Source organism: Microbacterium sp. 3J1, from assembly GCF_001049495.1.
Classification (GTDB): domain Bacteria; phylum Actinomycetota; class Actinomycetes; order Actinomycetales; family Microbacteriaceae; genus Microbacterium.
Map to the genome: position 1 here is coordinate 1 of NZ_CDWI01000006.1, position 23,911 is coordinate 23,911.

At 69.8% G+C, this 23,911-nt stretch carries 22 protein-coding genes; 10 read left to right on the plus strand and 12 right to left on the minus strand.

The window, feature by feature from the left end; genetic code table 11:
* Window positions 1-346: 346 nt before the first annotated feature.
* From BN2660_RS03380 to BN2660_RS03395, 4 genes are all read right to left on the minus strand, one after another.
* Window positions 347-757, minus strand: coding sequence for a dehydrogenase (locus tag BN2660_RS03380; protein WP_091227325.1), 411 nt, complete (start codon window positions 755-757; stop codon window positions 347-349).
* A 371-nt stretch (window positions 758-1,128) separates the two neighbouring features.
* Window positions 1,129-1,812, minus strand: coding sequence for a hypothetical protein (locus BN2660_RS03385; RefSeq protein WP_091227328.1), 684 nt, complete (start codon window positions 1,810-1,812; stop codon window positions 1,129-1,131).
* Window positions 1,813-1,821: 9 nt separating this feature from the next.
* A complete protein-coding gene (locus BN2660_RS03390; RefSeq protein WP_091227329.1) occupies window positions 1,822-2,325 on the minus strand; it encodes an amino-acid N-acetyltransferase in 504 nt (167 codons plus the stop codon).
* A 261-nt stretch (window positions 2,326-2,586) separates the two neighbouring features.
* Window positions 2,587-5,115, minus strand: coding sequence for an ATP-dependent Clp protease ATP-binding subunit (locus BN2660_RS03395; protein ID WP_091227332.1), 2,529 nt, complete (start codon window positions 5,113-5,115; stop codon window positions 2,587-2,589).
* Between the two features lie 228 nt (window positions 5,116-5,343).
* Between BN2660_RS03395 and BN2660_RS03400 the strand changes: the two genes are divergently transcribed.
* From BN2660_RS03400 to BN2660_RS03415, 4 genes are all read left to right on the plus strand, one after another.
* The gene (locus tag BN2660_RS03400; RefSeq protein ID WP_176697074.1) at window positions 5,344-5,985 is read left to right on the plus strand and encodes a hypothetical protein; all 642 of its coding nucleotides are present in this window, start codon (window positions 5,344-5,346) and stop codon (window positions 5,983-5,985) included.
* On the plus strand, window positions 5,982-6,212 hold the full coding sequence (locus BN2660_RS03405) for a helix-turn-helix domain-containing protein (RefSeq protein ID WP_091227337.1): 231 nt from the start codon (window positions 5,982-5,984) through the stop codon (window positions 6,210-6,212). Before BN2660_RS03400 ends, BN2660_RS03405 begins: the two co-directional genes overlap by 4 nt.
* A gap of 111 nt (window positions 6,213-6,323) precedes the next feature.
* Window positions 6,324-6,662 carry a hypothetical protein gene (locus BN2660_RS03410; protein WP_091227340.1) on the plus strand — a complete coding sequence of 113 codons (339 nt, stop codon included), beginning with the start codon at window positions 6,324-6,326 and terminating at the stop codon, window positions 6,660-6,662.
* A gap of 171 nt (window positions 6,663-6,833) precedes the next feature.
* Window positions 6,834-8,288 (plus strand): dicarboxylate/amino acid:cation symporter, encoded by a 1,455-nt coding sequence (locus tag BN2660_RS03415; RefSeq protein WP_176697075.1) that lies wholly within the window; start codon window positions 6,834-6,836, stop codon window positions 8,286-8,288.
* A 63-nt stretch (window positions 8,289-8,351) separates the two neighbouring features.
* Here the strand turns inward: BN2660_RS03415 and BN2660_RS03420 are convergent, their stop codons facing one another.
* On the minus strand, window positions 8,352-10,082 hold the full coding sequence (locus BN2660_RS03420) for a cation:proton antiporter (RefSeq protein ID WP_091227342.1): 1,731 nt from the start codon (window positions 10,080-10,082) through the stop codon (window positions 8,352-8,354).
* 28 nt (window positions 10,083-10,110) lie between these two features.
* Window positions 10,111-10,395: a MerR family transcriptional regulator gene (locus BN2660_RS03425; RefSeq protein ID WP_091227345.1), complete on the minus strand. Its 285-nt coding sequence runs from the start codon at window positions 10,393-10,395 to the stop codon at window positions 10,111-10,113.
* A gap of 125 nt (window positions 10,396-10,520) precedes the next feature.
* On the opposite strand from BN2660_RS03425, the gene BN2660_RS03430 reads away from it, so the two are divergent.
* The 5 genes from BN2660_RS03430 to BN2660_RS03455 all read left to right on the plus strand — a co-directional run bounded on the left by BN2660_RS03430 (window position 10,521) and on the right by BN2660_RS03455 (window position 14,564).
* The gene (locus BN2660_RS03430; RefSeq protein WP_091227347.1) at window positions 10,521-10,943 is read left to right on the plus strand and encodes an Hsp20/alpha crystallin family protein; all 423 of its coding nucleotides are present in this window, start codon (window positions 10,521-10,523) and stop codon (window positions 10,941-10,943) included.
* Between the two features lie 57 nt (window positions 10,944-11,000).
* Window positions 11,001-11,228: a DUF2795 domain-containing protein gene (locus BN2660_RS03435; RefSeq protein WP_091227350.1), complete on the plus strand. Its 228-nt coding sequence runs from the start codon at window positions 11,001-11,003 to the stop codon at window positions 11,226-11,228.
* 79 nt (window positions 11,229-11,307) lie between these two features.
* A complete protein-coding gene (locus BN2660_RS03440) occupies window positions 11,308-12,342 on the plus strand; it encodes an LLM class flavin-dependent oxidoreductase (RefSeq protein WP_091227354.1) in 1,035 nt (344 codons plus the stop codon).
* Window positions 12,343-12,796: 454 nt separating this feature from the next.
* Complete coding sequence (locus tag BN2660_RS03450; RefSeq protein WP_141651229.1) at window positions 12,797-13,717, plus strand: hypothetical protein; 921 nt, start codon at window positions 12,797-12,799, stop codon at window positions 13,715-13,717.
* Between the two features lie 640 nt (window positions 13,718-14,357).
* Window positions 14,358-14,564 carry a methyltransferase gene (locus BN2660_RS03455; RefSeq protein WP_255305006.1) on the plus strand — a complete coding sequence of 69 codons (207 nt, stop codon included), beginning with the start codon at window positions 14,358-14,360 and terminating at the stop codon, window positions 14,562-14,564.
* Window positions 14,565-14,630: 66 nt separating this feature from the next.
* On the opposite strand, the gene pheA is transcribed toward BN2660_RS03455, so the two are convergent.
* On the minus strand, window positions 14,631-15,581 hold the full coding sequence (gene pheA / locus BN2660_RS03460) for a prephenate dehydratase (protein WP_091227365.1): 951 nt from the start codon (window positions 15,579-15,581) through the stop codon (window positions 14,631-14,633).
* Between the two features lie 109 nt (window positions 15,582-15,690).
* On the opposite strand from pheA, the gene pgm reads away from it, so the two are divergent.
* Entirely contained in the window at window positions 15,691-17,334 is a 1,644-nt protein-coding gene (gene pgm / locus BN2660_RS03465) for a phosphoglucomutase (alpha-D-glucose-1,6-bisphosphate-dependent) (protein ID WP_091227367.1), read from the plus strand.
* Between the two features lie 617 nt (window positions 17,335-17,951).
* Here the strand turns inward: pgm and BN2660_RS03470 are convergent.
* From BN2660_RS03470 to BN2660_RS03490, 5 genes are read right to left on the minus strand one after another with little or no spacing between them, the layout of a single operon-like run.
* The gene (locus BN2660_RS03470) at window positions 17,952-19,052 is read right to left on the minus strand and encodes a glycerate kinase (RefSeq protein ID WP_091227370.1); all 1,101 of its coding nucleotides are present in this window, start codon (window positions 19,050-19,052) and stop codon (window positions 17,952-17,954) included.
* Window positions 19,049-20,107 (minus strand): LacI family DNA-binding transcriptional regulator, encoded by a 1,059-nt coding sequence (locus BN2660_RS03475; protein ID WP_091227372.1) that lies wholly within the window; start codon window positions 20,105-20,107, stop codon window positions 19,049-19,051. Before BN2660_RS03475 ends, BN2660_RS03470 begins: the two co-directional genes overlap by 4 nt.
* 33 nt (window positions 20,108-20,140) lie before the next feature.
* Window positions 20,141-21,082: a sugar phosphate isomerase/epimerase family protein gene (locus tag BN2660_RS03480; protein ID WP_091227375.1), complete on the minus strand. Its 942-nt coding sequence runs from the start codon at window positions 21,080-21,082 to the stop codon at window positions 20,141-20,143.
* A complete protein-coding gene (locus BN2660_RS03485; RefSeq protein ID WP_091227378.1) occupies window positions 21,079-22,278 on the minus strand; it encodes a dihydrodipicolinate synthase family protein in 1,200 nt (399 codons plus the stop codon). The genes BN2660_RS03480 and BN2660_RS03485 overlap by 4 nt, the downstream gene beginning before the upstream one ends.
* Complete coding sequence (locus tag BN2660_RS03490) at window positions 22,278-23,438, minus strand: Gfo/Idh/MocA family protein (protein WP_091227380.1); 1,161 nt, start codon at window positions 23,436-23,438, stop codon at window positions 22,278-22,280. Before BN2660_RS03490 ends, BN2660_RS03485 begins: the two co-directional genes overlap by 1 nt.
* Between the last annotated feature and the right edge of the window lie 473 nt (window positions 23,439-23,911).

The window sequence follows — 23,911 nt, forward strand, 5'->3', positions numbered from 1 at the left end:
TTCCGTGCTCGCCCGCGCCCAGCCGGGGCCACAAACGCATCCGAAACGCCCGAACCCGACGCACTTTCGACCCCGCACGGGTCGCCCAGCGCCGAGCGCCTCTTCCGCGCCTCCCCCCGCACCAGCCGGGGCCAAAACCGCACCCGAAACGCACCCATCCGATGCACTATTGACCCCGCACCGGTCGCATACGGCCGAGCGCCTCTTCCGCGCCTCCCCCGCACCAGCCGGGGCCAAAACCGCACCCGAAACGCACAAACCGGATGCACTATTGACCCCGCACGCGCGCACATCCGCTACCGGCTGCCGAACGCGAGAGCGCGCAGCGCGCGACGCGCGCGCTGAGTCAGGCGTCGAGCGCCTTGAGGATCTCCTCGGGCGACGCCTGCATCGGATGCGGTCCCGCGATGTCGAGGAAGACCGTCGTGATGGGGTGCGCGACGAGGAACTTCCGCAGCCAGTCGGCGGTGTAGATCCCGACGCCGGGCGGCAGGTTCTCAGGCTTGTTCTTCGCGTCACTGAACAGCAGCAGCGCGAGGTCGCCCGACTTCGGGTCGCGATATGTCCAGACCTCGCCGGTGTCGAGCGGGTTGTCCCGCGCACCCGGCTTCACGAGCGGAACGACGGTGATGCCGTGGCGTAGCGCCAGCGCGACCGCGGCGATGTCCTGCTTCTCGAGGGCCTGCGCGAGAGCATCCGACCGGAACTCCTCCGGTGCGGGCTTGTTCTTGCCGGACTTCGACTTCTTCGCTGCCATGAGTCCAGCTTATTCAGCCCCACAGCCGCGAGCCCCACAGCCGCGACCCCGCCAGCCGCGAGCCGCGCACAGCGCACCGCACCAGCGCCACAGACGAGGACGCCGAACAACGGCGGAGACGATTGGGGCCCTCTCGAGTCCTCCATTGGGGACTGGGGTACTCGAGAGGGCCCTCGGACTCTCGCGCGGCATGTCGAAGCGCTGGGGACGCTGTGAGTCGACGCCACTGGGGATGGCATGCGCCGCATGATCTGAGAGCCACCTCAATGGTATCCCAAAGAACGGGCACTGTCTGCATCGATCCTGAGTTCAGGACTGTATTCGAGATGCGACCGTGATCACTGCGGCGGACTCGCGCCGACCGCACACGGTCAGTACAGCAGGATCTGCTTCGACGCGGTGCCCGCGAAGCCGCCGATCTCGACCGACACATGGTACGAGGCGCCGCCGCCCGGCGCGCGCGGACGGTTCTCCTGCGCGCAGGTCTCGACGCTCGAACGCGTGCGGTCCCACACCACCGGAACCTTGCTCGTCACGGTCGCGCCGGCCGCGAGGGTCGCGATCATGCTGCTCGGATTCGCCTGGCAATCAGTCGACCTCCACCAGACGTCCGCGCCGCTGGACACGGTGAAGACCTGCGTCGTCGAGCCCACGTCGATGGTGCAGTCGGCAGCGCCGCGGTTCGTGAGCGAGATCGACAGGTTCGGCAGGGCGCCGGGCTGGTAGGTGTCGGCATCCGTCACGGCCGCGACCTCGATGTCGCGTGCCTCGCACGCAACCGGACCGGGACTCTGCTCGACGCTGGGCCCGTCGGTGGGCGCCTCGCCCTCCTGGGTCTCGGTCGGTGTGGGATCGGGCGTCGAACCGGGGGTCGGATCGGGCGTCGGCGCGCCCGTCGCGGTGGAGGTCGGAGCAGGGCCCGCCTCGGTCGCGCCCGCCCAGGGCCGCGCGACGAGAAGCCACACCGCGGCACCGATGACGGCGACGACGAGGATCAGCCCGAGAAGCATGGCCAGACGCCGGCGACGATAGACGGCGGCGGAGTGACGGGGCATGATTCCAGGTTAGTTGAGCACCTTGATCATCCTGGTGTTGCCGAGCGTGTTCGGCTTCACGTGCGCGAGGTCGAGGAACTCCTCGACACCCGCGTCACCGCTGCGCAGCAACTGCGAGTACACGTCGGGGTCGACGACCTGCTCGCCGATGGGGGTGTAGCCCCGGCGGCCGAAGAACTCGACCTCGAAGGTGAGGCAGAACAGGCGGCTGAGGCCGAGCACCCTGGCGTGCTCCTCGAGCCGGCCGACGATCGCGCCGCCGACACCGTGATGCAGCCAGTCATCGCGGACCATCAGGGTGCGCACCTCGCCGAGGTCCTCCCAGAACACGTGAAGCGCGCCGCATCCGATCAGCTCCCCGTCGGCCTCGGCGACCACGAACTCCTGCACGGCCCCGTAGAGGACGGCGAGGTCCTTTCCGAGCAGGATGCGCTGCTCGACCATCGGCTGCAGAAGCGCCCGGATGCCGACGATGTCCGCGCTGCGCGCAGGACGGACGATGTACTCACTCACGGCATCCAGCCTAGAACTCGTCGCCTGCCTGCCTCCTGGGCGCGCCCGGAATGCCGAAGTGCCGGGGTTGATGGAGCGGGGCTCGGCCGCTGACCCGTGCACAGATTCGGATGCCGCGGCCGACACGCCGGAGGATGGCACGATCCTGCGGCGCGTCGGCCCCCCGGCTCCGAAGCTGTGCGGGTGGGAGGCGAGAGGGGGTGCGACCCCGGACACGCAGAAGGGGCGGATGCTGTGCGCATCCGCCCCTTCTGTATCAGGTCACTCCCCGCTGGCGACCGCCAGGTCGGGGGTGCCGGTGATCGCGCCGCCGCCGGTGTTGACGCCGACCGCGACCTTCTCGCCACGGGGCCCGTGCTCGAAGAGGAACTCGCCGTCCTTCGCGTCGACCTTCACGTGGTCGCCGGGGTTGAGCTCGCCGTGCAGGATCTTCTCCGACAGGCGGTCCTCGACCTCGTGCTGCATCGCGCGGCGCAGCGGGCGGGCACCGAGCGCCGGGTCGAACCCGATCTCGATGAGACGCTCCTTGGCGGCGAGCGAGAGCTCGATCGTCATGTCGCGGTCCAGCAGACGCTCGCCGAGGCGCTTGGTGAACAGATCGACGATCTGCACCAGCTCCTCCTTGTTCAGCTGCGGGAAGACGATGATGTCGTCGACACGGTTGAGGAACTCGGGCTTGAAGTTGCGCTTGAGCTCTTCGTTGACCTTGCCCTTCATCCGGTCGTAGGTCGTCGAGCTGCTGCCCTCGACCTGGAAGCCGACCGGTCCACCGGCGATGTCACGCGCACCGAGGTTGGTGGTCATGATGATGACGGTGTTCTTGAAGTCGATCACGCGGCCCTGACCATCGGTCAGGCGACCCTCTTCGAGGATCTGCAGGAGCGAGTTGAAGATGTCCGGGTGGGCCTTCTCGATCTCGTCGAACAGCACCACGCTGAACGGCTTGCGGCGCACCTTCTCGGTGAGCTGGCCGCCCTCTTCGAATCCGACGAATCCGGGAGGGGCACCGAACAGACGCGAGACGGTGTGCTTCTCACCGAACTCGCTCATGTCGAGCGAGATCAGTGCCGCCTCGTCGTCGAACAGGAACTCGGCAAGTGCCTTCGCGAGCTCGGTCTTTCCGACACCCGTGGGTCCGGCGAAGATGAACGAGCCCGAGGGACGCTTCGGGTCCTTGAGGCCGGCGCGCTGACGACGGATCGTCTTGGAGAGCGCCGCGATGGCCTCCTCCTGACCGATGACCCGCTGGTGCAGGGCCTTCTCCATGAAGACGAGTCGCGAGGACTCCTCCTCGGTCAGCTTGAAGACCGGGATGCCGGTGGCCTGCGCGAGCACCTCGGCGATCAGGCCCTCGTCGACGACCGCCTGGGTCGCGACGTCACCCGAACGCCACTGCTTCTCGAGGCGCAGACGCTCGGCGAGGAGGCTCTTCTCCTCGTCGCGCAGCGATGCGGCCTTCTCGAAGTCCTGATCCTCGGACGCCTGCTCCTTCTGCTCGCGCACGGCGGCGATCTTCTCGTCGAACTCGCGCAGCTCGGGAGGCGACGACAGGATCGACAGGCGCAGGCGGGCGCCGGCCTCGTCGATCAGGTCGATGGCCTTGTCGGGCAGGAAGCGGTCGGACACATAGCGGTCGGCGAGGTTCGCCGCCGCGACGATCGCGCCGTCGGTGATCTGCACCTTGTGGTGAGCCTCGTAGCGGTCGCGCAGCCCCTTGAGGATGTTGATCGCGTGCGGCAGGCTCGGCTCGTTCACCTGGATCGGCTGGAAGCGGCGCTCGAGCGCAGCATCCTTCTCGAAGTGCTTGCGGTACTCGTCGAGCGTGGTGGCGCCGATGGTCTGGAGCTCACCGCGGGCGAGGAGCGGCTTGAGGATGCTGGCCGCGTCGATCGCACCCTCGGCGGCACCCGCACCCACGAGGGTGTGGATCTCGTCGATGAAGACGATGATGTCGCCGCGCGTGCGGATCTCCTTGGTGACCTTCTTCAGGCGCTCCTCGAAGTCGCCGCGGTAGCGGGAACCGGCGATGAGCGAGCCGAGGTCGAGCGAGTAGAGCTGCTTGTCCTTCAGCGTCTCGGGGACATCGCCCTTGACGATGGCTTGCGCGAGACCCTCGACGACGGCGGTCTTGCCGACGCCGGGCTCACCGATCAGCACGGGGTTGTTCTTGGAGCGGCGAGACAGGATCTGCATGACCCGCTCGATCTCCTTCTCGCGACCGATGACCGGGTCGAGCTTGTTGTCGCGCGCGGCCTGCGTGAGGTTGCGGCCGAACTGGTCGAGCACCTGCGAGCCGCCCTGGGCGCTCGGGGTGTCGTTCGACTGCGCGCCGACGGCTGCCGGCTCGCGCCCGGGAGCACCGGACAGGAGCTGGATGACCTGCTGGCGGACCTTGTTCAGGTCTGCGCCGAGCTTCACGAGGACCTGGGCTGCGACACCCTCGCCCTCGCGGATGAGGCCGAGCAGGATGTGCTCGGTACCGATGTAGTTGTGGCCGAGCTGAAGCGCCTCGCGGAGGCTGAGCTCGAGCACCTTCTTGGCGCGCGGCGTGAACGGGATGTGCCCGGTCGGCTGCTGCTGACCCTGGCCGATGATGTCCTGAACCTGCTCGCGGACGGCGTCAAGGGAGATGCCGAGGCTCTCGAGCGCCTTCGCTGCGACGCCCTCGCCCTCGTGGATGAGGCCGAGCAGGATGTGCTCGGTGCCGATGTAGTTGTGGTTGAGCATCTTCGCCTCTTCTTGGGCGAGGACGACCACTCGACGGGCTCGGTCCGTGAATCTCTCGAACATGCTGTGACTCCTTATTCGCACTGGGGCGAAGCGAGGATCCCTCGACGGTCTCCGCGCCTGTACATCGAGAGTAACCACCGTGCGGATGCTGTATGCCCGTGTTCGCCGTCGGCATAGCGCCGTGACGGTCGGCGACGGATGGTGCATGCCGGGCCGGGTTGACGACCTTATCGACTGTCGTTATATTAACGACTATCGGTAATAACGATGATCGATAAGGAGCGGATGATGACCCCGACGAAGACCGGCACGATGTCCCGCGGTGACACCGCATCGCTGTTCGCCTTCTGCATCGCGGGGGTCGTGATCGCCGCCTCCATCACGTTCTCCTCGATCATCCGGATCATCGAGCTGGCCTCTGGCGCGAACGTGCCGGTGCTCGTCGAGTTCGCTCCCGACACGCCTCCGGTCGACCTGCCGCTGACGACCGGCGGCACCGTCGCGGTCGCTCTCGACAGCGCGACGATCACCGCTCCGCAGCTCCCCGCGATCGCGACCGTGCCCGGGATCATCGGACAGGTGCTGCAGATCCTGACGATCGTCGTCGTGATCGGATGCCTGATCCTGCTCGCCCGCAGCACCCTCAGCGGTCGCGTCTTCAGCCGCGGGCACACGGCACTCGTCGCCACCGCCGGCATCACCGGCCTCCTGGGCTTCGCTGCCGTGCGGTTCTTCGACAACATGCTCGCGAACGCGACCGTCGCGGTCGTGACGGACAACGGCCTCGACAACGCGGTGATCACCGTAGAGCCGTTCACGTTCGTGCTCGGCGCGTTCGTCGTCGCCCTGATCTCGACGGTGTTCGCGATCGGCGACCGCCTGCAGCGCGAGAAGGTCACGCTCGAGAACGACACCCGGGGTCTCGTGTGAGCCCCGCCGAGAAAGACGACGAGTTCACGGGCATCCACTGCCGCCTCGACGAGCTGCTCGCCGAGCGGGAGATGACCCTGACCGAGCTGAGCGCCCGCGTGGGGGTCAGCATCGTGAACCTGTCGGTGCTGAAGAACGACCGTGCGCGGGCGATCCGATACTCGACGCTGCGGGCGATCTGCGACGCACTCGGGTGCGAGGTCGGCGAGCTGCTCGTCCTGGCCTGACCTCCGGGGGGATGGACGCAGAGCGAGCGCAGCCGCAGGAAAGCGGCACAGACAGTCCCGCCGCCGCAACCCCCTTCTGTGCGTTGACTATGACCCCGTAGCGTCCTGATCATGCTCACCGACCGTAGAACGCGTCCCTTCTCCCGCCTCCTGCTCGCCGTGCCCGTGGCCGCGCTCGCCCTCTCGCTCGCCGCCTGCGGCGGATCGGCTCGACCGGCGGCGGACGACGTCGCCGACGGCATCCAGAAGGTCTACGAGGACCAGGGTCTCGGTGAGGTGATGACCGACGACGTGGCCTCCTGCTTCGCCGAGGCGCTGGTCGACTCCGACCTCAGCGACGAGACGCTCACGTACATCGCCAACGGCGAGGACAAGCAGAAGAACGAGGAGGAGAAGGCGCTCACCACCCAGATCCTCCAGGACAAGCAGGAGGAGTGCCTGGCCCAGTAGGCCCCTGCTGATCGCACGGCGAAGGATGACGGATGCCGCGGCACCGTCATCCTTCGTCATGTCCGCCCCGGGAATCTCCGCGGACTCCTACCGTTGAGCGTTATGGCGCGCCGTCGGCGCGCACCGTGTCCCCCGCGCGTCCCCGCGCGCCGATCCTGGAGTTCCCACCCCATGAGCACCACCGTCCGCGCCGCGAAGGCGCCTGACACCCGAGGGCCCGTCCGGAAGCTGCTGACGTCGTTCGGCTTCCAGATCCTCGCCGCTCTCGTCCTCGGCATCGCCGCAGGACTCATCGCCCGGCAGCTCGGCGCGACCGCGGACAGCCCCAACGGCCTGTCGGCGACGCTCGACACGATCGGCAGCTCGTACGTCACGCTGCTGCGTGCCGCCGTCGTGCCGCTGATCTTCACCGCCATCGTCGCCAGCATCTCGAACCTCCGCCGCGTGCAGAACGCCGCCCGCCTCGCAGGTCAGACGCTGCTGTGGTTCGCGATCACCGCATTCATCGCCGTGACCATCGGCATCGTGCTCGGCCTGGTCATCCAGCCGGGCGCGCGTGCCGGCGACGGCCTCGAACCCGCCGAGCCCTACACGGTCGGCACGTGGTGGAACTTCCTCCTCGGCCTGATCCCGCAGAACTTCCTGGGCCTCAGCGTGAGCACGAACCCCGGCGCGACCGAGGGCACGTTCTCGTCGAGCGTCAGCTTCAACATCCTCCAGGTGATCGTCATCGCCGTCGCCGTCGGCATCGCAGCGCTCAAGGCCGGCAAGAAGGCCGAGCCGTTCCTCGCCTTCACCGAGTCGCTGCTCAAGGTCATCCAGCGCGTGCTGTGGTGGATCATCCGCATCGCCCCGCTCGGCACCTTCGGCCTGATCGGTGCGGCGGTCGTCGAGTACGGCTGGGAGAAGCTCGCCTCGCTCGGCTGGTTCGCGATCGCTGTCTACGTCGGCCTCGCACTCGTGCTGTTCGTCGTCTACCCGGTGCTCGTCAAGACGCACGGGCTGTCGATCAGGCAGTACTTCTCGGGCGTGTGGCCGGCCGTGCAGCTCGCGTTCGTGAGCCGCTCGTCGATCGGCACCCTGCCCCTCACCGAGCGCGTGACCGAGCGCAACCTCGGCGTGCCCCGCTCGTACGCGTCGTTCGCCGTGCCGTTCGGTGCGACCACCAAGATGGACGGCTGCGCCGCGATCTACCCCGCCATCGCCGCGATCTTCGTCGCACAGTTCTTCGGCATCGAGCTGAACATCGTCCAGTACCTGCTGATCGTGGTCGTCTCGGTCGTCGGATCCGCCGCCACCGCCGGAACCACCGGTGCGACGGTCATGCTCACGCTGACGCTGTCGACCCTGGGCCTGCCGCTCGAGGGCGTGGGCCTGCTGCTCGCGATCGACCCGATCCTCGACATGGGCCGCACCGCGGTGAACGTCGCAGGTCAGGCGCTCGTGCCGACCATCGTCGCCAAGCGCGAGGGCATCCTCGACGAGGAGCTCTACAACGCCCCGCGCGAGGGCCTGCCCTTCGCCGACGACTCGGACGACGAAGTTCGCGAGGCGGATGCTGCCGCATCCGACACCGCGGGATCCGACACCGCGGGATCCGACAAGGAAACCGCCGCCACCCGCTGACCCGAGCGTCGTCTCGCCGAAGCGCCTCGCCCCTGTCGGGTGGGGCGCTTCTGCATGCATCGGCTACGCGCGGCCCTGCGAGCGCGTCGCGCCGCGGGTGTCGAGCGCCAGCTCCTCAGCATCCATCGCGGTGAGGAGCTCGCGCATGACCTCCTCGTCGAGATTGCCGGCGTCCCGTTCGGCGAGCAGGATGTCGCGCCGCACCTGGAGCCACCCGCGCGACAGGGCGACCAGGTCGTCGTACGACGGCCGCGCCACGGCATCCTCGACCTCCTGCGCCTCCGCCGCGTCCTTCTCGACGCGGGTCATGCGCTGGGTGAAGGCGTCGAAGACGCCGAGGTCGACGTCGCCGTACTTCTTCTCCCACTCGACGCGCTTCTCGGCGAGGAACGCGGCCCCCGCCTCGCGGCTCTTGGCCCTCACCGCGTCGAGCGCCCTCTCGTCCTCCTCCTCGTCGACGTCGCTGGCGATGCCGAGACCGCGGATGAGCAGCGGAAGCGTGAGGCCCTGCAGCAGCAGGGTGCCGACCGTGACGATGAACGCGACGACGACGATCGCGTGCGACGGCTCCCGGCCGAGGGTCGCGAGGTCGGCGGCGGCGAGCGCGGTCGCGAGCGTGACGACTCCGCGCATGCCCGCCCAGGAGATGACGGCGTTGTCCTTCCATGTGAGCTGCAGCCCCGCCATGCGGTCGCGCACGATCTTCGAGCGCAGCTCTTCGGCGGAGTACTGCTTCCATCGCCTCGAGTCGCGTCGTCGTTCGTCGAAGGCTCCGGACTCGACGGCCCGATCCCACCGCGCGAGGCGGCGGCGGTCCTGCAGGTTCGCCCATCCGTTCGTCGGGTAGATGTACAGCGGACGGACCACGAGCACGACCAGCAGCACCGCACCCGAGAGCAGCAGGATGCGGCCGACCTCCTCACCGCCGAGGTCGCTGAGGACGCGCGGGAACTGCAGGCCGATGTACGCGAACACGAAGCTCTCGAGCAGCAGGTCGGCCGACAGCCACAGAGGCGCCTCCTGCTGACGGGTCGTGTAGTCGGTGCGCGGGGAGTTGTAGCCGACGTAGAGCCCCATCGCGACGACCGCGAGGACGCCGGATCCGAGCAGGTGCTCCGCGATCGCGTAGGCGCCGAACGGGGCGAGCAGCCCGAACGTCCCGATCACCACCGGGTCGGTGATGCGCATGCGCAGCTGATGCAGCACGACGCCGAAGAGGAGGCCGACGGCCACGCCCACACCCACGGCGAGCAGGAACTGCCCGATGCCGTCGACCACGCCGACGGTGGCTCCTGCGAGGATGGCCGCGAACACCCGGTAGAGGGTCAGCGAGGTCGCATCGTTGATGAGGCTCTCACCCGACAGCACCGTCATGATGCGCCGCGGCAGCCCGAGCTTGCGGCCGATCGCCGCCGCCGAGACCGCGTCAGGCGGCGCGACGATCGCCCCCAGCAGCAGCGCGCCCGGCAGGGTCAGCGACGGGAGGATCCACCAGGCGACGAGTCCGACGGCGAGCGAGGTGAGCAGGACGAGGGTGATGCCCAGACGGCGGATCTGCGGGAGGCTGCGTTTGAAGCCGACGAACGAGACGTCCAGCGCCGCGGAGTACAGCAGCGGGGGCAGCACGAGGTTGAGCAGCAGGTGGCCGTCGATCTCGAGCTCGGGCATGAACGGGAGGAAGGATGCCGCGAGCGCGACGACCGTGACCAGCAGCGGTGCGGGCCATCCGCGCCATCGCGCGATGGCCGCGACGACGACCGCACCGACGAGCACATAGAAGATCTCGGCATCCATGGGGAAAGGGTATCGAGCGAGCCGCGGCTCAGCTGCGGCCGTCGGCCAGCTCGTCGCGGAGGTCGGCGTTCTCGTCCTGCAGATCGAGCACCCGACGGATGCCGACGATGTTGATGCCCTCGTCACGCAGCCCCGTGACCCGGCGCACCCGCGCGAGGTCGTCGTCGCTGTATCGGCGGGTGCCGCCGTCGCTGCGCGCCGGGGTGAGCAGCCCCTTCGCCTCGAACAGTCGGAGGCTCGCCTCGGGGACGCCGCTCAGCTGCGCCGCGACCGCGATGCCGTACACCGGCGTCTTCGAGTCCCGCTCGCTCATCCGCATTCCCTTCGATCGGCAGTTGCATCTTATCTGAAGTTGGTCTATAACAAATCTATAGCAACAGATGCAGATAATCTGCATCGTAGACCGCCCCATCAGGGGCCGCACGAAAGGAGACACTCATGGCACTGTCATTCGATCCGTTCAGTCAGCTCGATCGCTTCGCCGCGAGCGTGCTGGACTCCGTTCGCGCACCCCGGCTCATGCCGGTGGACCTCTTCCGCGAGGGAGACAAGTACGTCCTGCACGCCGATCTGCCCGGTGTCGACCCCGGGTCCATCGACGTCGATCTCGACGGCGGGCAGCTGACGATCCGCGCCCAGCGCACGGCCGACACCCGCGAAGGCGTCCGCTGGCTCGCGCGCGAACGCGGCGCCGGGGCCTTCCTCCGCCAGTTCACGCTCGGCGACGGAGTCGACCTCGACGCGATCAGCGCGTCGTACGAGAGCGGCGTGCTGTCCGTGATCATCCCGGTCAGCGAGCGAGCACGCCCGCGCAAGATCGAGGTGGAATCCACCGAGGGGCGACAGGCGATCAACGCCTGACACCACGCGGGGCGGGTCGTTGACCGGCCCGCCCCCTTCTTCAGAAAGGACGATCTCATGGGCATCTCACCCGCACTCGACCGCTTCCTCTCGGCGATGGAGTACCCCGCCACGCGCGACGACCTGCTGCGTGAGGCAAGCCGAGACGGACTCGACGCGGACGATCGCGCCACGCTGCAGGAGCTCCCCGATCAGAGCTTCAGCGCCGCGTGGCTGATCCGCTACCGGCTCGCGAGGCATCGGCTCGCCGACGCCTTCACCGCGGCCCGGCCCGCGGCCGCCTGAGGCACGGATCCTTCCAACCGGACGGAGCGAGACAGGGAGGGTGGGAATTCCCCGCCCTCCCTCGCCGTTGCATCCGTCGATGACTGCTCTCTCCGTTCTCGACCTCGTCCCGGTGCGCACCGGGCAGACCAGCGCCGAGGCCATCGCGGCCTCCCTGTCCCTCGCCGAGGCGGCGGATCGCCTCGGCTACCGCCGCTACTGGTTCGCCGAGCACCACAACATGCCGGCCGTCGCCTCCACGACCCCTCCGGTGCTCATCGCCGCCGCCGCGACGCGCACCACCAGCATCCGCCTCGGCTCAGGCGGCGTCATGCTGCCGAACCACGCGCCGCTGATCGTCGCCGAGCAGTTCGCCGCCCTCGAGGCCATCGCCCCCGGTCGCATCGACCTGGGTCTCGGCCGGGCCCCGGGCAGCGACCCCGTGATCACCCAGCTGCTGCGCGGGTCGGGCACCACGAGCGACGTCGAGCAGTTCCCGCGCAACGTGCAGGACATCGCCGCCCTCGTCTCGGGCGACGGCGCGACCGTGCGCTTCACATCCGGAGGCGAGTACACCGTGCGCGCCACCCCGGCGGCGACCGGCGCCCCCGAGGTGTGGCTGCTCGGGTCGAGCGACTACTCCGCGCAGCTGGCGGCCTCGCACGGACTGCCCTACGTCTTCGCGAACCACTTCTCGGGGCAGGGCCTCGAACGCGCGCTCGACCTGTATCGCAGCGCCTACCGGCCGAGCGAGGAGCATCCGGAGCCGCGGACGTTCCTCACCGTCAACGCCGTCGCCGCACCGACGCAGGAGGAGGCGGAGGCCCGCGCCCTGCCGCAGCTGCGCATGATGGCGCGACTGCGCCTGAACCAGCCGCTCGCCGCGCTGGAGACCGTCGAAGAGGCGCTCGCCGCGCAGACGGATGCCGCGACCGACCAGGTCATCGAGGCCGCGCGCTCGCGGTGGTTCGTCGGCACCGGCGAGTCGGTCGCCGAAGGGGTCCGCGCCTTCGCGACCACCCACGGCGTGGACGAGGTCATGCTGTCTCCCGTAGCGGGATCGTACGAGGCGGAGCCGCGCGACTCGGCGGCCGGTCGCGCCCAGACGCTGGAGCTCGTCGCCGCAGCGCTCTGAGTCGTTGCGCGGTGCGCGCCGCGCGTGCCGCGTCGCGCCGCGTCCGCCGCCGCCCACATGCGGGGTCGATTCCGCATCCTAGAAGCCGATTTCAGATGCAGAAGTGACCCCGCACGCGGCTCCGGATGCAGAACTGACCCCGCACCTCGCCGGAGAAGCGCCCGCCGCCCACTCCGCGCGTACCGCGCTCGCAACGCGCCCGCCCCCTCCGCGCGTACCGCGCTCGCAACGCGCCCACCCCCCTCCGCGCGCACGCGGGGTCGATTCCGCATCCTAAAACCGGGTTTCAGATGCAGAAGTGACCCCGCATGCGGCTCCGGATGCAGAACTGACCCCGCACCCCGCCGGAGGAATGCACCCCGGATGCCATCCACAGGCGCGACTTGTCCACAACTGTCGGGATCCAGGCGATCGTCCGGCCCGTGTGGCGCATCCGATCACCGATCCTGATCGGATGCGCCATCGGATACTCCTGCCCGACGAGCTCGGCCGCCATTTCACCGTGCGACAGGCCGCGGCCGAGGGGATAGGACGGGGCCGCGTCTCCGCACGCGATCTCGACCGCCCCTTCCGCGGGGTGCGCTCGGTCATGACTGCGGAGACGCCGCTCGAGCGAGTCGCCGCCCTCGCGCCCCGCCTGCATCGCGGTCAACTCATCGGCGGGGAGACGGCGTTGCGAGTGTGGGGGTACCCGCATCCCGGTATCTGGAGCATCGCGGCACCGATCATCGTGGTCGTGACGACGGGGTCGGCGCGCGCCCGCAGTCGCGGCGTCACCGGTCGACGCCTGGCCGAGGGACGAGCCCATCCGTGGCGAATCGGCGGAATCCCGGTCATCGATCCCGTCGCGGCTCTGTTCATGTGCGCCGCATCACTAACCGATGATCAGGTGGTCATCACCCTCGATGCGCTGATCAGCACTTCCGACAACTATCCCGGGCTGCGCAGTGGCCGTCCGCCACTCACCGTGGCCGACATCGAGCAGCGCCTGCGCGAATGGGGCCGCTTCCCTGGCTCTCGACGAGTTCGCGACGCCCTGCCCCGTGCGCGCGAGAACGTGGAATCGCCGAAGGAGACCGAGACGAGGCTGCTCATCGTGGCGGGAGGTCTTCCTGAACCCGTCGTGCAGCACGAGATCCACGAGAACGGCCTCCTCATCGCTCGGAGCGACATGGCTTTCCCCTCACTCAAGATCGCGATCGAGTATGAGGGGGACGGCCACCGCACGAGCCGCGATCAGTGGCGGCGCGACGTCCAGCGACAACGCGAGCTGGAGGACCGCGGATGGATCGTCATCCGCGTGACCCAGCTCGACCTGGACGACACACGACCGCTGATCGACCGCATCCGTCGCGCGATGGCATCCCGCCGCTGACTTCGCTTCCGCCGTTCCGCTACCACCCCTGGCCTTCCGTCCCGTCCCGCCCCTCCAGGCCCTGCCCTTCCGTCCCTGCCCTTCCGTCCCCGCCCTTCAGCCGGGGCCACTTCCGCACCCGCTCCTCGAGCCGGGGCCAGTTCCGCACCCGAATCGCCCCATTGCCGTGCGGAAGTGACCCCGCGCAGGCACGCTGAGCGCGATCACGGATGCCGGAAACCCGCTGCCCCCGGGCGGCGCCTCACTCGCCACCAGCCGGGGCCAATTGCGCATCCGACGTCCGGCTGGGGCCACTTCCGCACCCGAATCGCCCTTCTGGGGTGCGGAAGTGACCCCGCGCAGGCACGCTGAGTGCGATCACGGATGCCTGCAACACGCTGAGCCCGGCAGCGCCTCACTCGCCACCAGCCGGGGCCACTTCCGCACCCGACTCCCGGGCGGGGCCAATTCCGCATCCGACTCCCGGGCGGGGCCACTTCCGCATCCGGATCACCCTTCTGCGATGCGGAAGTGACCCCGCTCAGCCGCGCGATGCGAAACTGACCCCGCAACGGGGCGCACAGCCCGCTCACGGCCCACCAAGGGCTGGTATTCCGGTGCGGCGGGGCGTAGCGTCACCACCAACGGAAGGGGTTCGATGATGAGCACCAAGACCCTGGCCCTCTGGGTGGCCTACGGCACGAACGGCGTCGTCGGCAGCATCCGACACGACGACGAGGGGTACACCGTCGTCATGGCCGGATCGGATGCCGCGTCCGGCACCTACCCGACGCTGGAATCGGCGAAGGGCGCGCTGCATTCGCGGATGAGGCCGGGCAGCGCCTGGCCGATGTTCCGCCAGCACTGACGTCGTCCCCACGACACCGCTCGGACCCGGGCAGGGCGCCCGAGCGCGCGAGGAACGCGCCCGGAATCAGGCCTCGGGCTCGCCCGAGAGCAGGCCGCGCAGCCAGTCGCGCGCCTCCACGAACACGTCGTCGGCGTAGCGGTCGGGGTACTGCACGATCTGCCGATCGGCGCGCGGGTACGAACCGAGGAACACCACGCGCGGGCTGAACCGACGGATGCCGAGCAGGGCGTCGGCCATCCGCTCGTGCTCGATGTGCCCGTCGGCGTCGATCACGAAGCGGTAGCGTCCGAGCTCGTCGCCGATGGGCCGGGACTCGATGAGCGACAGGTTGATGCCCCGCGTGGAGAACTGCTCCAGCATCTCGAGCAGTGATCCGGGGTGATCGTGCGGCAGCTCGACGATGAGCGAGGTCTTGTCGGCACCGGTCGGAGCGGGCGCCGTGGTCGTGCGGGTGACGAGCACGAAGCGGGTGACGGCCTGGGCGTTGTCGCCGATGCCCTCGGCGAGCACGTCCACATCGAGGTGCTTCACGATGCCGGGGGCGGCGATGGCCGCCTCCGCCGGAAGCGACCCGTCGAGCACGCCGATCGCGGACGCCACGTTGCTCGCCGCCGGGACGTGCGAATGCGACGGCACGTTCGCGCCGAGCCAGCCGTGGCACTGCGCATAGGCGACGGGGTGCGCGGCGATGACCTTGACGTCGGAGAGGGCGGTGCCGCGCGGAGCCACGAGCACGAAGTTCACCGGCACCAGGTACTCGCCGATGATCCGCAGACCGGGCAACGTCGCCAGAGCGTCCTGCGTGGTCGAGACGCCACCCTCGATCGAGTTCTCGATCGCGATCATCGCGGCATCCGAGACGCCGGTGAGCACGTCGTCGAGCGCCTCGCCGACGTTGTGCACCGCACGCCAGTTCTGTCCGCGCGCCTCAGCGACCTGGTCGAGCGCCGCTTCGGTGAAGGTTCCGGCGGGGCCGAGGTAGCTGTAGGTACGGCGTTCAGTCACGCGTTTCACCTTAGCGACTCGGTCGCACCCCGAAGACCCCTCTGCCGCGCAAGCCGGCCGGCGTCAAGGGCCGCAGGCAGGAGATGCGCGGATGCCGAGATCGGGGCAGACTGTCTGCATGACGAGCCGTGCCGGCCTCCCCGCGGAGGACACTGACCTGATCGATGTCGACGAGCTGATCGCCGCCTACTACGATCGCACCCCGAACCCCGACGTCGCCGCCGAGCGCGTCGTGTTCGGCACCAGCGGCCACCGCGGATCCTCGCTGTCGAACAGCTTCAACGAGCATCACATCCTCGCCACGACGCAGGCGATCGTCGACTATCGCGCGAGCCAGGGCATCACGGGCCCGCTGTTCCTCGGACGCGACACCCACGCCCTGTCCCTGCCCGCCGAGCGCAGCGCCATCGAGGTGCTCGTCGCGAACGGCGTGGACGTGCGGGTCGACTCCCGCGATTCCTGGGTGCCGACGCCCGCGCTCAGCCACGCGATCCTCACCTACAACCGCGCCCTCGCACCCGATGCGGCGGGCCGCGCCGACGGCATCGTCGTCACCCCGTCGCACAACCCTCCCCGCGACGGCGGCTTCAAGTACAACCCCCCGCACGGCGGGCCCGCCGACACCGACGCGACCGGATGGGTCGCGGACCGCGCGAACGAACTCATCGCGAACGGCCTCGAGGGAGTGAAGCGCGAGCGCTTCTCGGACATCGACTGGGACGCCCTGCCGAACTACGACTTCCGCGACGCGTACGTGCGCGACCTCGCGTCGATCATCGACGTCGACGCGATCCGCAAGGCCGGAGTGCGCATCGGCGCCGACCCGCTCGGCGGAGCCTCGGTCGAGTACTGGCAGCTGATCAAGGAGGTGCACGACCTCGACCTCACCGTCGTCAATCCCGAGGTCGACCCGACCTGGCGCTTCATGACGCTCGACTGGGACGAGAAGATCCGCATGGATCCGTCGTCGCCCTCGGCGATGGCCTCGCTCGTCGCGAAGAAGGGCGACTACGACGTCCTCACCGGCAACGACGCGGATGCCGACCGCCACGGCATCGTCACTCCTGACGCCGGCCTGATGAACCCCAACCACTACCTCGCGGTCGCGATCGACTACCTGTTCTCGCACCGCGCCGAGTGGCCGCGCGACGCGGCGATCGGCAAGACCCTCGTGTCGTCGATGATCATCGACCGCGTCGCGGAGTCGCTCGGTCGCCGACTGCTCGAGGTTCCGGTGGGCTTCAAGTGGTTCGTGCCGGGGCTGCTCGACGGATCCGTCGCCTTCGGCGGCGAGGAGTCGGCCGGAGCATCCTTCCTCCGCAAGGACGGGTCGGTCTGGTCGACCGACAAGGACGGCATCCTTCTCTGCCTGCTCGCGGCCGAGATCATCGCCGTGACCGGCAAGTCGCCGTCGGAGCGGTACGCCGAGCTGGAGCAGGCTTTCGGATCGTCCGCCTACCAGCGTGTGGACGCCCCCGCGACGCCCGAGCAGAAGTCCACACTGGGCAAGCTCGCCCCGGATGCCGTCACCGCGACGACCCTCGCCGGCGAGGAGATCACGGCCAAGCTGTCGCACGCCCCGGGCAACGGCGCGGCGATCGGCGGGCTCAAGGTGCAGACCGAGCACGCGTGGTTCGCCGCGCGTCCGTCGGGCACGGAGGACGTGTACAAGCTCTACGCAGAGAGCCTCCGCGGACCGGAGCACCTTGCCGAGGTGCAGGCCGAGGCGCGTGCCGTGGTGTCGGCGGCGCTCGGCGCCTGACGCTCGGCACCTGCTCGCTGTCTTCTGCTCGCTGTCTTCTGCTCCGCTGTTTTCTGCTCCGCTGTCTTCTGCCCCCTGTCGTCGCCCGTGCGGGGGCAGAAGTGCGTCCGGGCTCGCGGATGCGGGGTCGAAAACGCATCCGAAACGGCCGATTCCGGTGCGAAAGTGACCCCGCCTGGCCGGCAAGCGGACGCGGGGGCTGCGCGAGCCCGATACTCCCTAACTCCCGGATGCGGGGTCAATAACGCACCCGAAACGGCCGATTCCGGTGCGAAAGCGACCCCGCCTGGCGGGCGAGATGCGAAAGTGACCCCGCCTGGCCGGCAAGCGGACGCGGGGGCTGCGCGAGCCAGATCCCTCCCTCAGTCCCGGATGCGGGGTCGATAACGCACCCGAAACGGCCGAATCCGGTGCGAAAGTGACCCCGGATGGAGGGCGCGATGCGAAAGCGACCCCGCCCGGGCGAGGGGGCGGACCGGGGCGGGCGGACCGGCGCCGGCCGGCGGGCGCAGACTGGGCGGACCGGGGCGGACCGGGGGGGCCGGCGGACCGGGACTGCGCGAGGGCAACCCCAACCCCCGGATGACGGATGCTGTGGCCGCGGCGGGTTCGAGCGGTCAGACCGAACCGGCGAGCACGGCTCCGGCTTCGCGCAGCCAGTGGGCGGGCTCGGCGAGAGCGGCATCCGACGACCCTGCGAGGTCCGTGAGAGACGCGGATGCCGCGAACAGCGCGGCGTCGGAGTCGGCCGTGATGCGCCCGGCGGCGAGCAGCGCCGTCACTCCGGATGCCGCCGCGACCGACGCGATGAACGAGGGCACCTTGCCGTCGCCGGACTGACCGTCGTACGACCCCTCTCCGGTGACGACGACGTCCGCGTCGCGGATCGCACCGGCGAGACCGATGAGCTCGGCGACCTCTGCGGCGCCGGGTGCGAGCGTCGCGCCCCACACAACCAGCGCCCCGCCGGTGCCTCCGGCAGCTCCCGTGCCGGGCAGTGCGGGGTCGAGTCCGAGCAGGTCGGCGAGGCGTCCGAGCGCAGCATCCACCCGCTCGACGGCCCCGGGATCCAGGCCCTTCTGCGGACCGAACACGGCGGCGGCGCCGCGCTCGCCCACGAGCGGATTGGTCACGTCCGTGAGCACCATCACCTCGGGCGCCGTGCGCAGGTCGCTCAGGTCGACGGACGCGATGTCGGCCAGGCCCCGAGCACCGCGCGCGACGGGAGCACCGGCGGCGTCGAGGAATCGGGCGCCGAGGGCTGCGAGCATCCCCGTGCCGCCGTCGGTCGAGGCGCTCGATCCGATCCCGACGACGAGGCGGCTGACACCGTGATCGAGCGCGGCGGCGATCGCCTGACCGAATCCGGTCGTATCGGCATCCCACGGACGCAGCTCCAGCAGCAGCTCGATGCCCGAGGTCGAGGCGAGATCGATGACGCCGGTGCCGCCCGGCGCGTCCGGCGAGGCGGGCAGCAGCAGCCAGCCCGTATCGATGCGCACCCCGGCGGGGCCGTCGACGGTCACCGGCATCCGCTGCGCGTCGGGCACTGCGGCGGCGAACGCGGCGACGGTGCCCTCCCCGCCGTCGGCCATCGGGCGGAGCACGAAGGTCGCCTCGGGATCGACCGCGGCCCATCCCTCGGCCAGCGCGGCCGCAGCATCCGCCGCGGTGATCGTGCCCTTGAAGCTGTCAGGGGCGAGGACGACCCGTGTCATCGGGCGATGCCCGGGGTGCTGGCCCGCACGACGACCTCGAGCGGCAGGACCGCCTGCTCCCAGTCGGCGTCGACGGTCGCGCGGAACGCCTGGTAGCCGACCTCGCTCAGCGGCACGTGGACGGTCGTGAGCGCCGGGGTCACGTCGCTGCTCGACGGCACGTCGTCGAAGCCGCAGACCGCGATGTCGGCGCCGACGGCACGACCGGCGTCGCGGATCGCCGACATGGCGCCGATCGCGACGACGTCGCTCATCCCGAACACGAGGGTTCCCGGCTCGACGCCCGCAGCGAGCGCCTCACTCATCCCCTGCGCACCGGACTCGCGTCGGAAGTCCCCGCGGATCACCCGGTCGATCGTCCCTCCACCGCCCTCGAAACCCGCGCGGAAGCCCGCGAGTCGCTCGTCGGAGGTGAGCACGCCCTCGGCGGCGCCGATCGCGATGGCCGATCGGTAGCCCAGCGCCGCCATGCGACGGCCCAGCTCGTCGGCGCCGGCCCGGTTGTCGATCTCGACGTGCCGGTTCTCGGCGCCGCCGGCCCCGAACGTGACGACGCGACCGCCGAAGCGGGTCACCTCGGCGAGTTCCTTGGCGGTGTCGGAGTCGGTCGGCTCGTTCGTGCGGGATGCCGCGAGGATCAGCCCCTGGGGCCGCTGCCCACGGAGCGCGCGGACGATGCGCGCCTCACGGGCCGGATCACGCTCGGTGATGGCGATCGTCACCACGAGGCCGTGCTCGTCGGCGCCGCGCGCCACCCCCGCGGCGATCAGCCCGAAGTACGGGTCGGCGATGTCGGCGACGAGCAGCGCGATCACCGGCGAGGTGCCCCGCGCGGTCGCCTGCGCCGAGACGTTGGCGCTGTAGCCGAGCTCGGCTGCGGCCTGCTCCACACGCTCGCGGAACGACTCGGCCACCTTGCGCTCCGACCCGTTGAGGACTCGGGATGCCGTGGCGAGCGAGACCCCGGCCTCTCGCGCCACGTCGTGCAGGGTCGGGGCGGCACCGCGCGAGTGCCGCGGTGCGCGCACGCGGGAAGGGCTTTCCGGCAGAGTCATGACCCGAGCATACTGGGCGGGGTGCGAGACCCGTCAGCGCAGGTGCGGGGACACGGCCGTGGAGAAGGACTCGGCCGTGCATCGTACGACGCTCTCGGGAGCATCCGCCCAGATGTCGGCGTGGAAGATCTCGACCTCGATGTCCCGGTCATACCCGGTGTCGATCACGGCGCGCGTGAGTGAGCCGAAGTCGATCACGCCGTCGCCCGGATAGTGCCGCGAGAGCAGCACGTCGGCGGCGAGAGGCGTCTTCCAGTCGCACACCTGATACGTCGCGATGCGCCCCTCGCGGCCTGCGCGGGCGATCTGATCGAGAACCTGCGGGTCCCACCAGACGTGGAACGTGTCGACGGCGGCACCGACCACCTCGGCGTCGAAGTCCGCGGCGATGTCGAGTGCCTGGCCCAGCGTCGAGACGACTGCGCGGTCGGAGGCGTACATCGGATGCAGGGGCTCGATCGCGAGGGTCACCCCCGCCGCCTTCGCGTCGGCGGCGAGGTCGCCGATCGCGTCGCGGACCCGCTCCCGCGCGCCGATCAGGTCGCGCGACCCGACCGGCAGACCGCCCGCGACGAGCACGAGCACGGCGGTCGATCCCTCGGCTGCGGCGGCGGCGAGCGTCGCGGCCTCCTCGATCGCGCGTCGGTTGTCGTCGAGGGCGGCGATGCGCTCCGCGCCGTCGGGCAGAGTGAAGAATCCGCCGCGGCAGTGCGTCGTGAAGCGCAGACCCGAATCGGCGAGCATCCGTGCGGCGACGTCGAGCCCGACCTCGTTCACCGGCTCGCGCCAGAGCCCGATCGCCTGGACACCGGCATCAGCGGTGATCCGTAGCGCGGTCGCGAGGTCGGCGTGCTTGATCGTGGCCTGGTTGATCGAGAGGCGGGGGTCGGGACGCGTCGACAGGCTCAGCGACCCGGCGTCGGTCGAAGGGTCGGTCCCTGAGCGCGTCGAAGGGTCGGTCGCGTACGAGGTCATACCGATACTCCGTTCAGGCGCAGCATCCCATGCCAGCGGTCGCGCGCGAGCTCGGGATCTTCCAGCGCGAGCGACGCGTTCGCGAGCTCGACGATGCGGCTGAGGTGCGGAAGGCTCCGCGCCGAGTGCAGACCCCCCACCATCTGGAACGCGGGCTGGTGCCCGTTGAGCCACGAGAGAAAGGCGACGCCCGTCTTGTAGTAGAACGTCGGAGCCGCGAACACCTGGCGACTGAGCACCTCGGTCGGGCCGAGGATGTCGAGGTACCGCTGCGCGTCACCGGCGTCCAGAGCCTGGATCGCCGCGGAGGCGACAGGCGTGATCGCCGCGAACGCGCCGAGGAGGGCATCCGAATGACCTCTCGCGCTCGTCGAGCCGTCGGCGGGAGGCGCGGCGTCGGCGGGAGATCCGCCGATGAGTCCGACGTAGTTGAAGTCGTCGCCCGTGAACATGCGCACACCCTCGGGAAGGCGCTCACGCACCGAGATCTCGGAGTCGGCGTTCAGCAGGCTCATCTTCACGCCCGCGACCTTGTCGACGTTCTCCTCGATGACGTCGAGCAGCACAGCGGATGCCGTCTGCCAGTCATCCGCGCCGAAGTAGCCCGCGAGCTCGGGATCGAACGCCGTGCCGAGCCAGTGCAGCACGACCGGCGACGTCGCCGAGTCCAGGACGGATCGGTAGACGCGGCGGTAGTCGTCGGCATCCGTCGCCACCCGCGCGAGGTGGCGGGAGGCCATGAGCACGGGGCCCGCCCCCTGCTCCTCGGTGAAGTGCAGCTGCTCGGTGTACGCGTCGATCACCCGGTCGAGCGAGATGTGCGAGTCGGCGATGTGGTCGGTGTTGACGCCGACCACGACCGAGCCGCCCTCCTCCCGCGCGACCTCGGCGCTGCGGGAGATGAGCTCACGGGTCGCCGCGGGGTCGAGGCCCATGTTGCGCTGGGCCGTATCCATCGCGTCCGCGACGCCGAGACCCCAGGAGTAGACGTTGCGGCGGAACGCGAGCGTCGAGTCCCAGTCGATGTCGGCCGGCTGACCGGGGGTGTTGTCGGCGTGGACCTTCGGCACGACGTGCGCGGCGGCGTAGGCGACACGGCTCTGCAGCGGCGCCGTCGGGCGGGAGTAGCCGCCGCCTTCGCGGAGCTCGGCATCCGTCACCGCCCCCGCGGCGTCGAGAAGGGTCAGACGTGCCATCAGAACGCCAGCGGCTCGATGGCGACCTTGCGGCCCTCGGCGCTCGAGGTCAGCCCGGCCTCGGCGAACTGCACCCCTCGGGCGCCGGCGAGCAGGTCGAAGGGGTACACGGTTCCCTCGACGAACGAGGTCAGATACTCCTCCCACTGCTGGCGGAAGCCGTTGAGGAAGACGTCGTTCGTGGGGACCTTCTGCCAGTCGGCGTCGTAGTCGCGGGTGTCCTCGAGGTCGGGATTCCACACGGGCTTGGGCGTCGCGTTGCGCGGCTGGATCTTGGCGCCGAAGAGTCCGACGACCGCGGATCCGTGCGTGCCGTCGACCTGGAACTCGACGAGCTCGTCGCGATTGACGCGCACCGTCCAGCTGGAGTTGATCTCGGCGATGATGCCGCCCTCGAGCTCGAAGATGCCGTACGCGGCATCCTCCGCGGTGGCCGTGTAGTGCTCACCGTTCTCGTCCCAGCGGTCGGCGATGTGCACGGCCGCCTGGGCGTAGACGCTCCTGACCTCGCCGAACAGGTTCTCCAGCACGTAGTTCCAGTGCGGGAACATGTCGGTGATGATGCCGCCGCCGTCTTCGGTGCGGTAGTTCCAGGACGGGCGCTGCGCCGGCTGCCAGTCGCCCTCGAACACCCAGTAGCCGAACTCTCCGCGCACCGACAGGATGCGGCCGAAGAATCCCGAGTCGATGAGGCGCTTGAGCTTCTGCAGGCCGGGCAGGTAGAGCTTGTCGTGCACGACGCCGGTCTTGACGCCCGCCTCGTCGGCGAGACGGGCGAGTTCCAGCGCCTCTTCGAGCGACTCGGCGGTCGGCTTCTCGGTGTAGATCGCCTTGCCTGCCGCGATCGCCTTGCGGATCGCCGAGGCGCGGGCCTTGGTCACGAGGAAGTCGGCGTAGATCTCCCACTTCGGGTCGGCCAGGGCGGCGTCGAGATCGGTCGTGTAGTCGTCGATGCCGTGCTTCGCGGCGAGTTCGGCGAGCTTGGCCTCGTTGCGGCCCACGAGCAGGGGCTTCACCGTGATGCGGGATCCGTCGGGCAGCTCGATGCCGCCCTCGTCGCGGATCGCGAGGATCGAGCGCACGAGGTGCTGCCGGTAGCCCATGCGCCCGGAGACGCCGTTCATGATGATCCCGATCTCGCGGGTCGTCGCCTGTGACATTGCTGGTCCGTTCTGTGAAGCCGTGCGCCCCGCTCGATCGGTAAGCGCTTTCCGACAGCATGGCATGAGACGGGGCGGCGCGCAAGCGTAGTGGGAATCGCTATCCGACCAGCGGTGCGCCTGGCCGCGGTGCGGCGGGCCGGGGGCGGCGGGCCGGGTGCGGCGGGCCGGGGGCTGCGGGCCGGGGGCGGCGGGCCGGGGGCGGCGAGCCGGGTTGTGGGGTGGCAGCCCTCACTGCGCGCGGGGTCAATAGCGCATCGGAAACGCGCGATTCGGGTGCACTTTTGGCCCCGCAGCGGACGACGGGTGAACTTTCGGCCCCGCAGCGGACGACGGGTGCACTTTTGGCCCCGCAGCGGACGACGGGTGCACTTTTGGCCCCGCAGCGGACGACGGGTGCACTTTTGGCCCCGCAGCGGACGACGGGTGCACTTTTGGCCCCGCAGCGGACGACGGGTGGGTGCGGCCCGGGT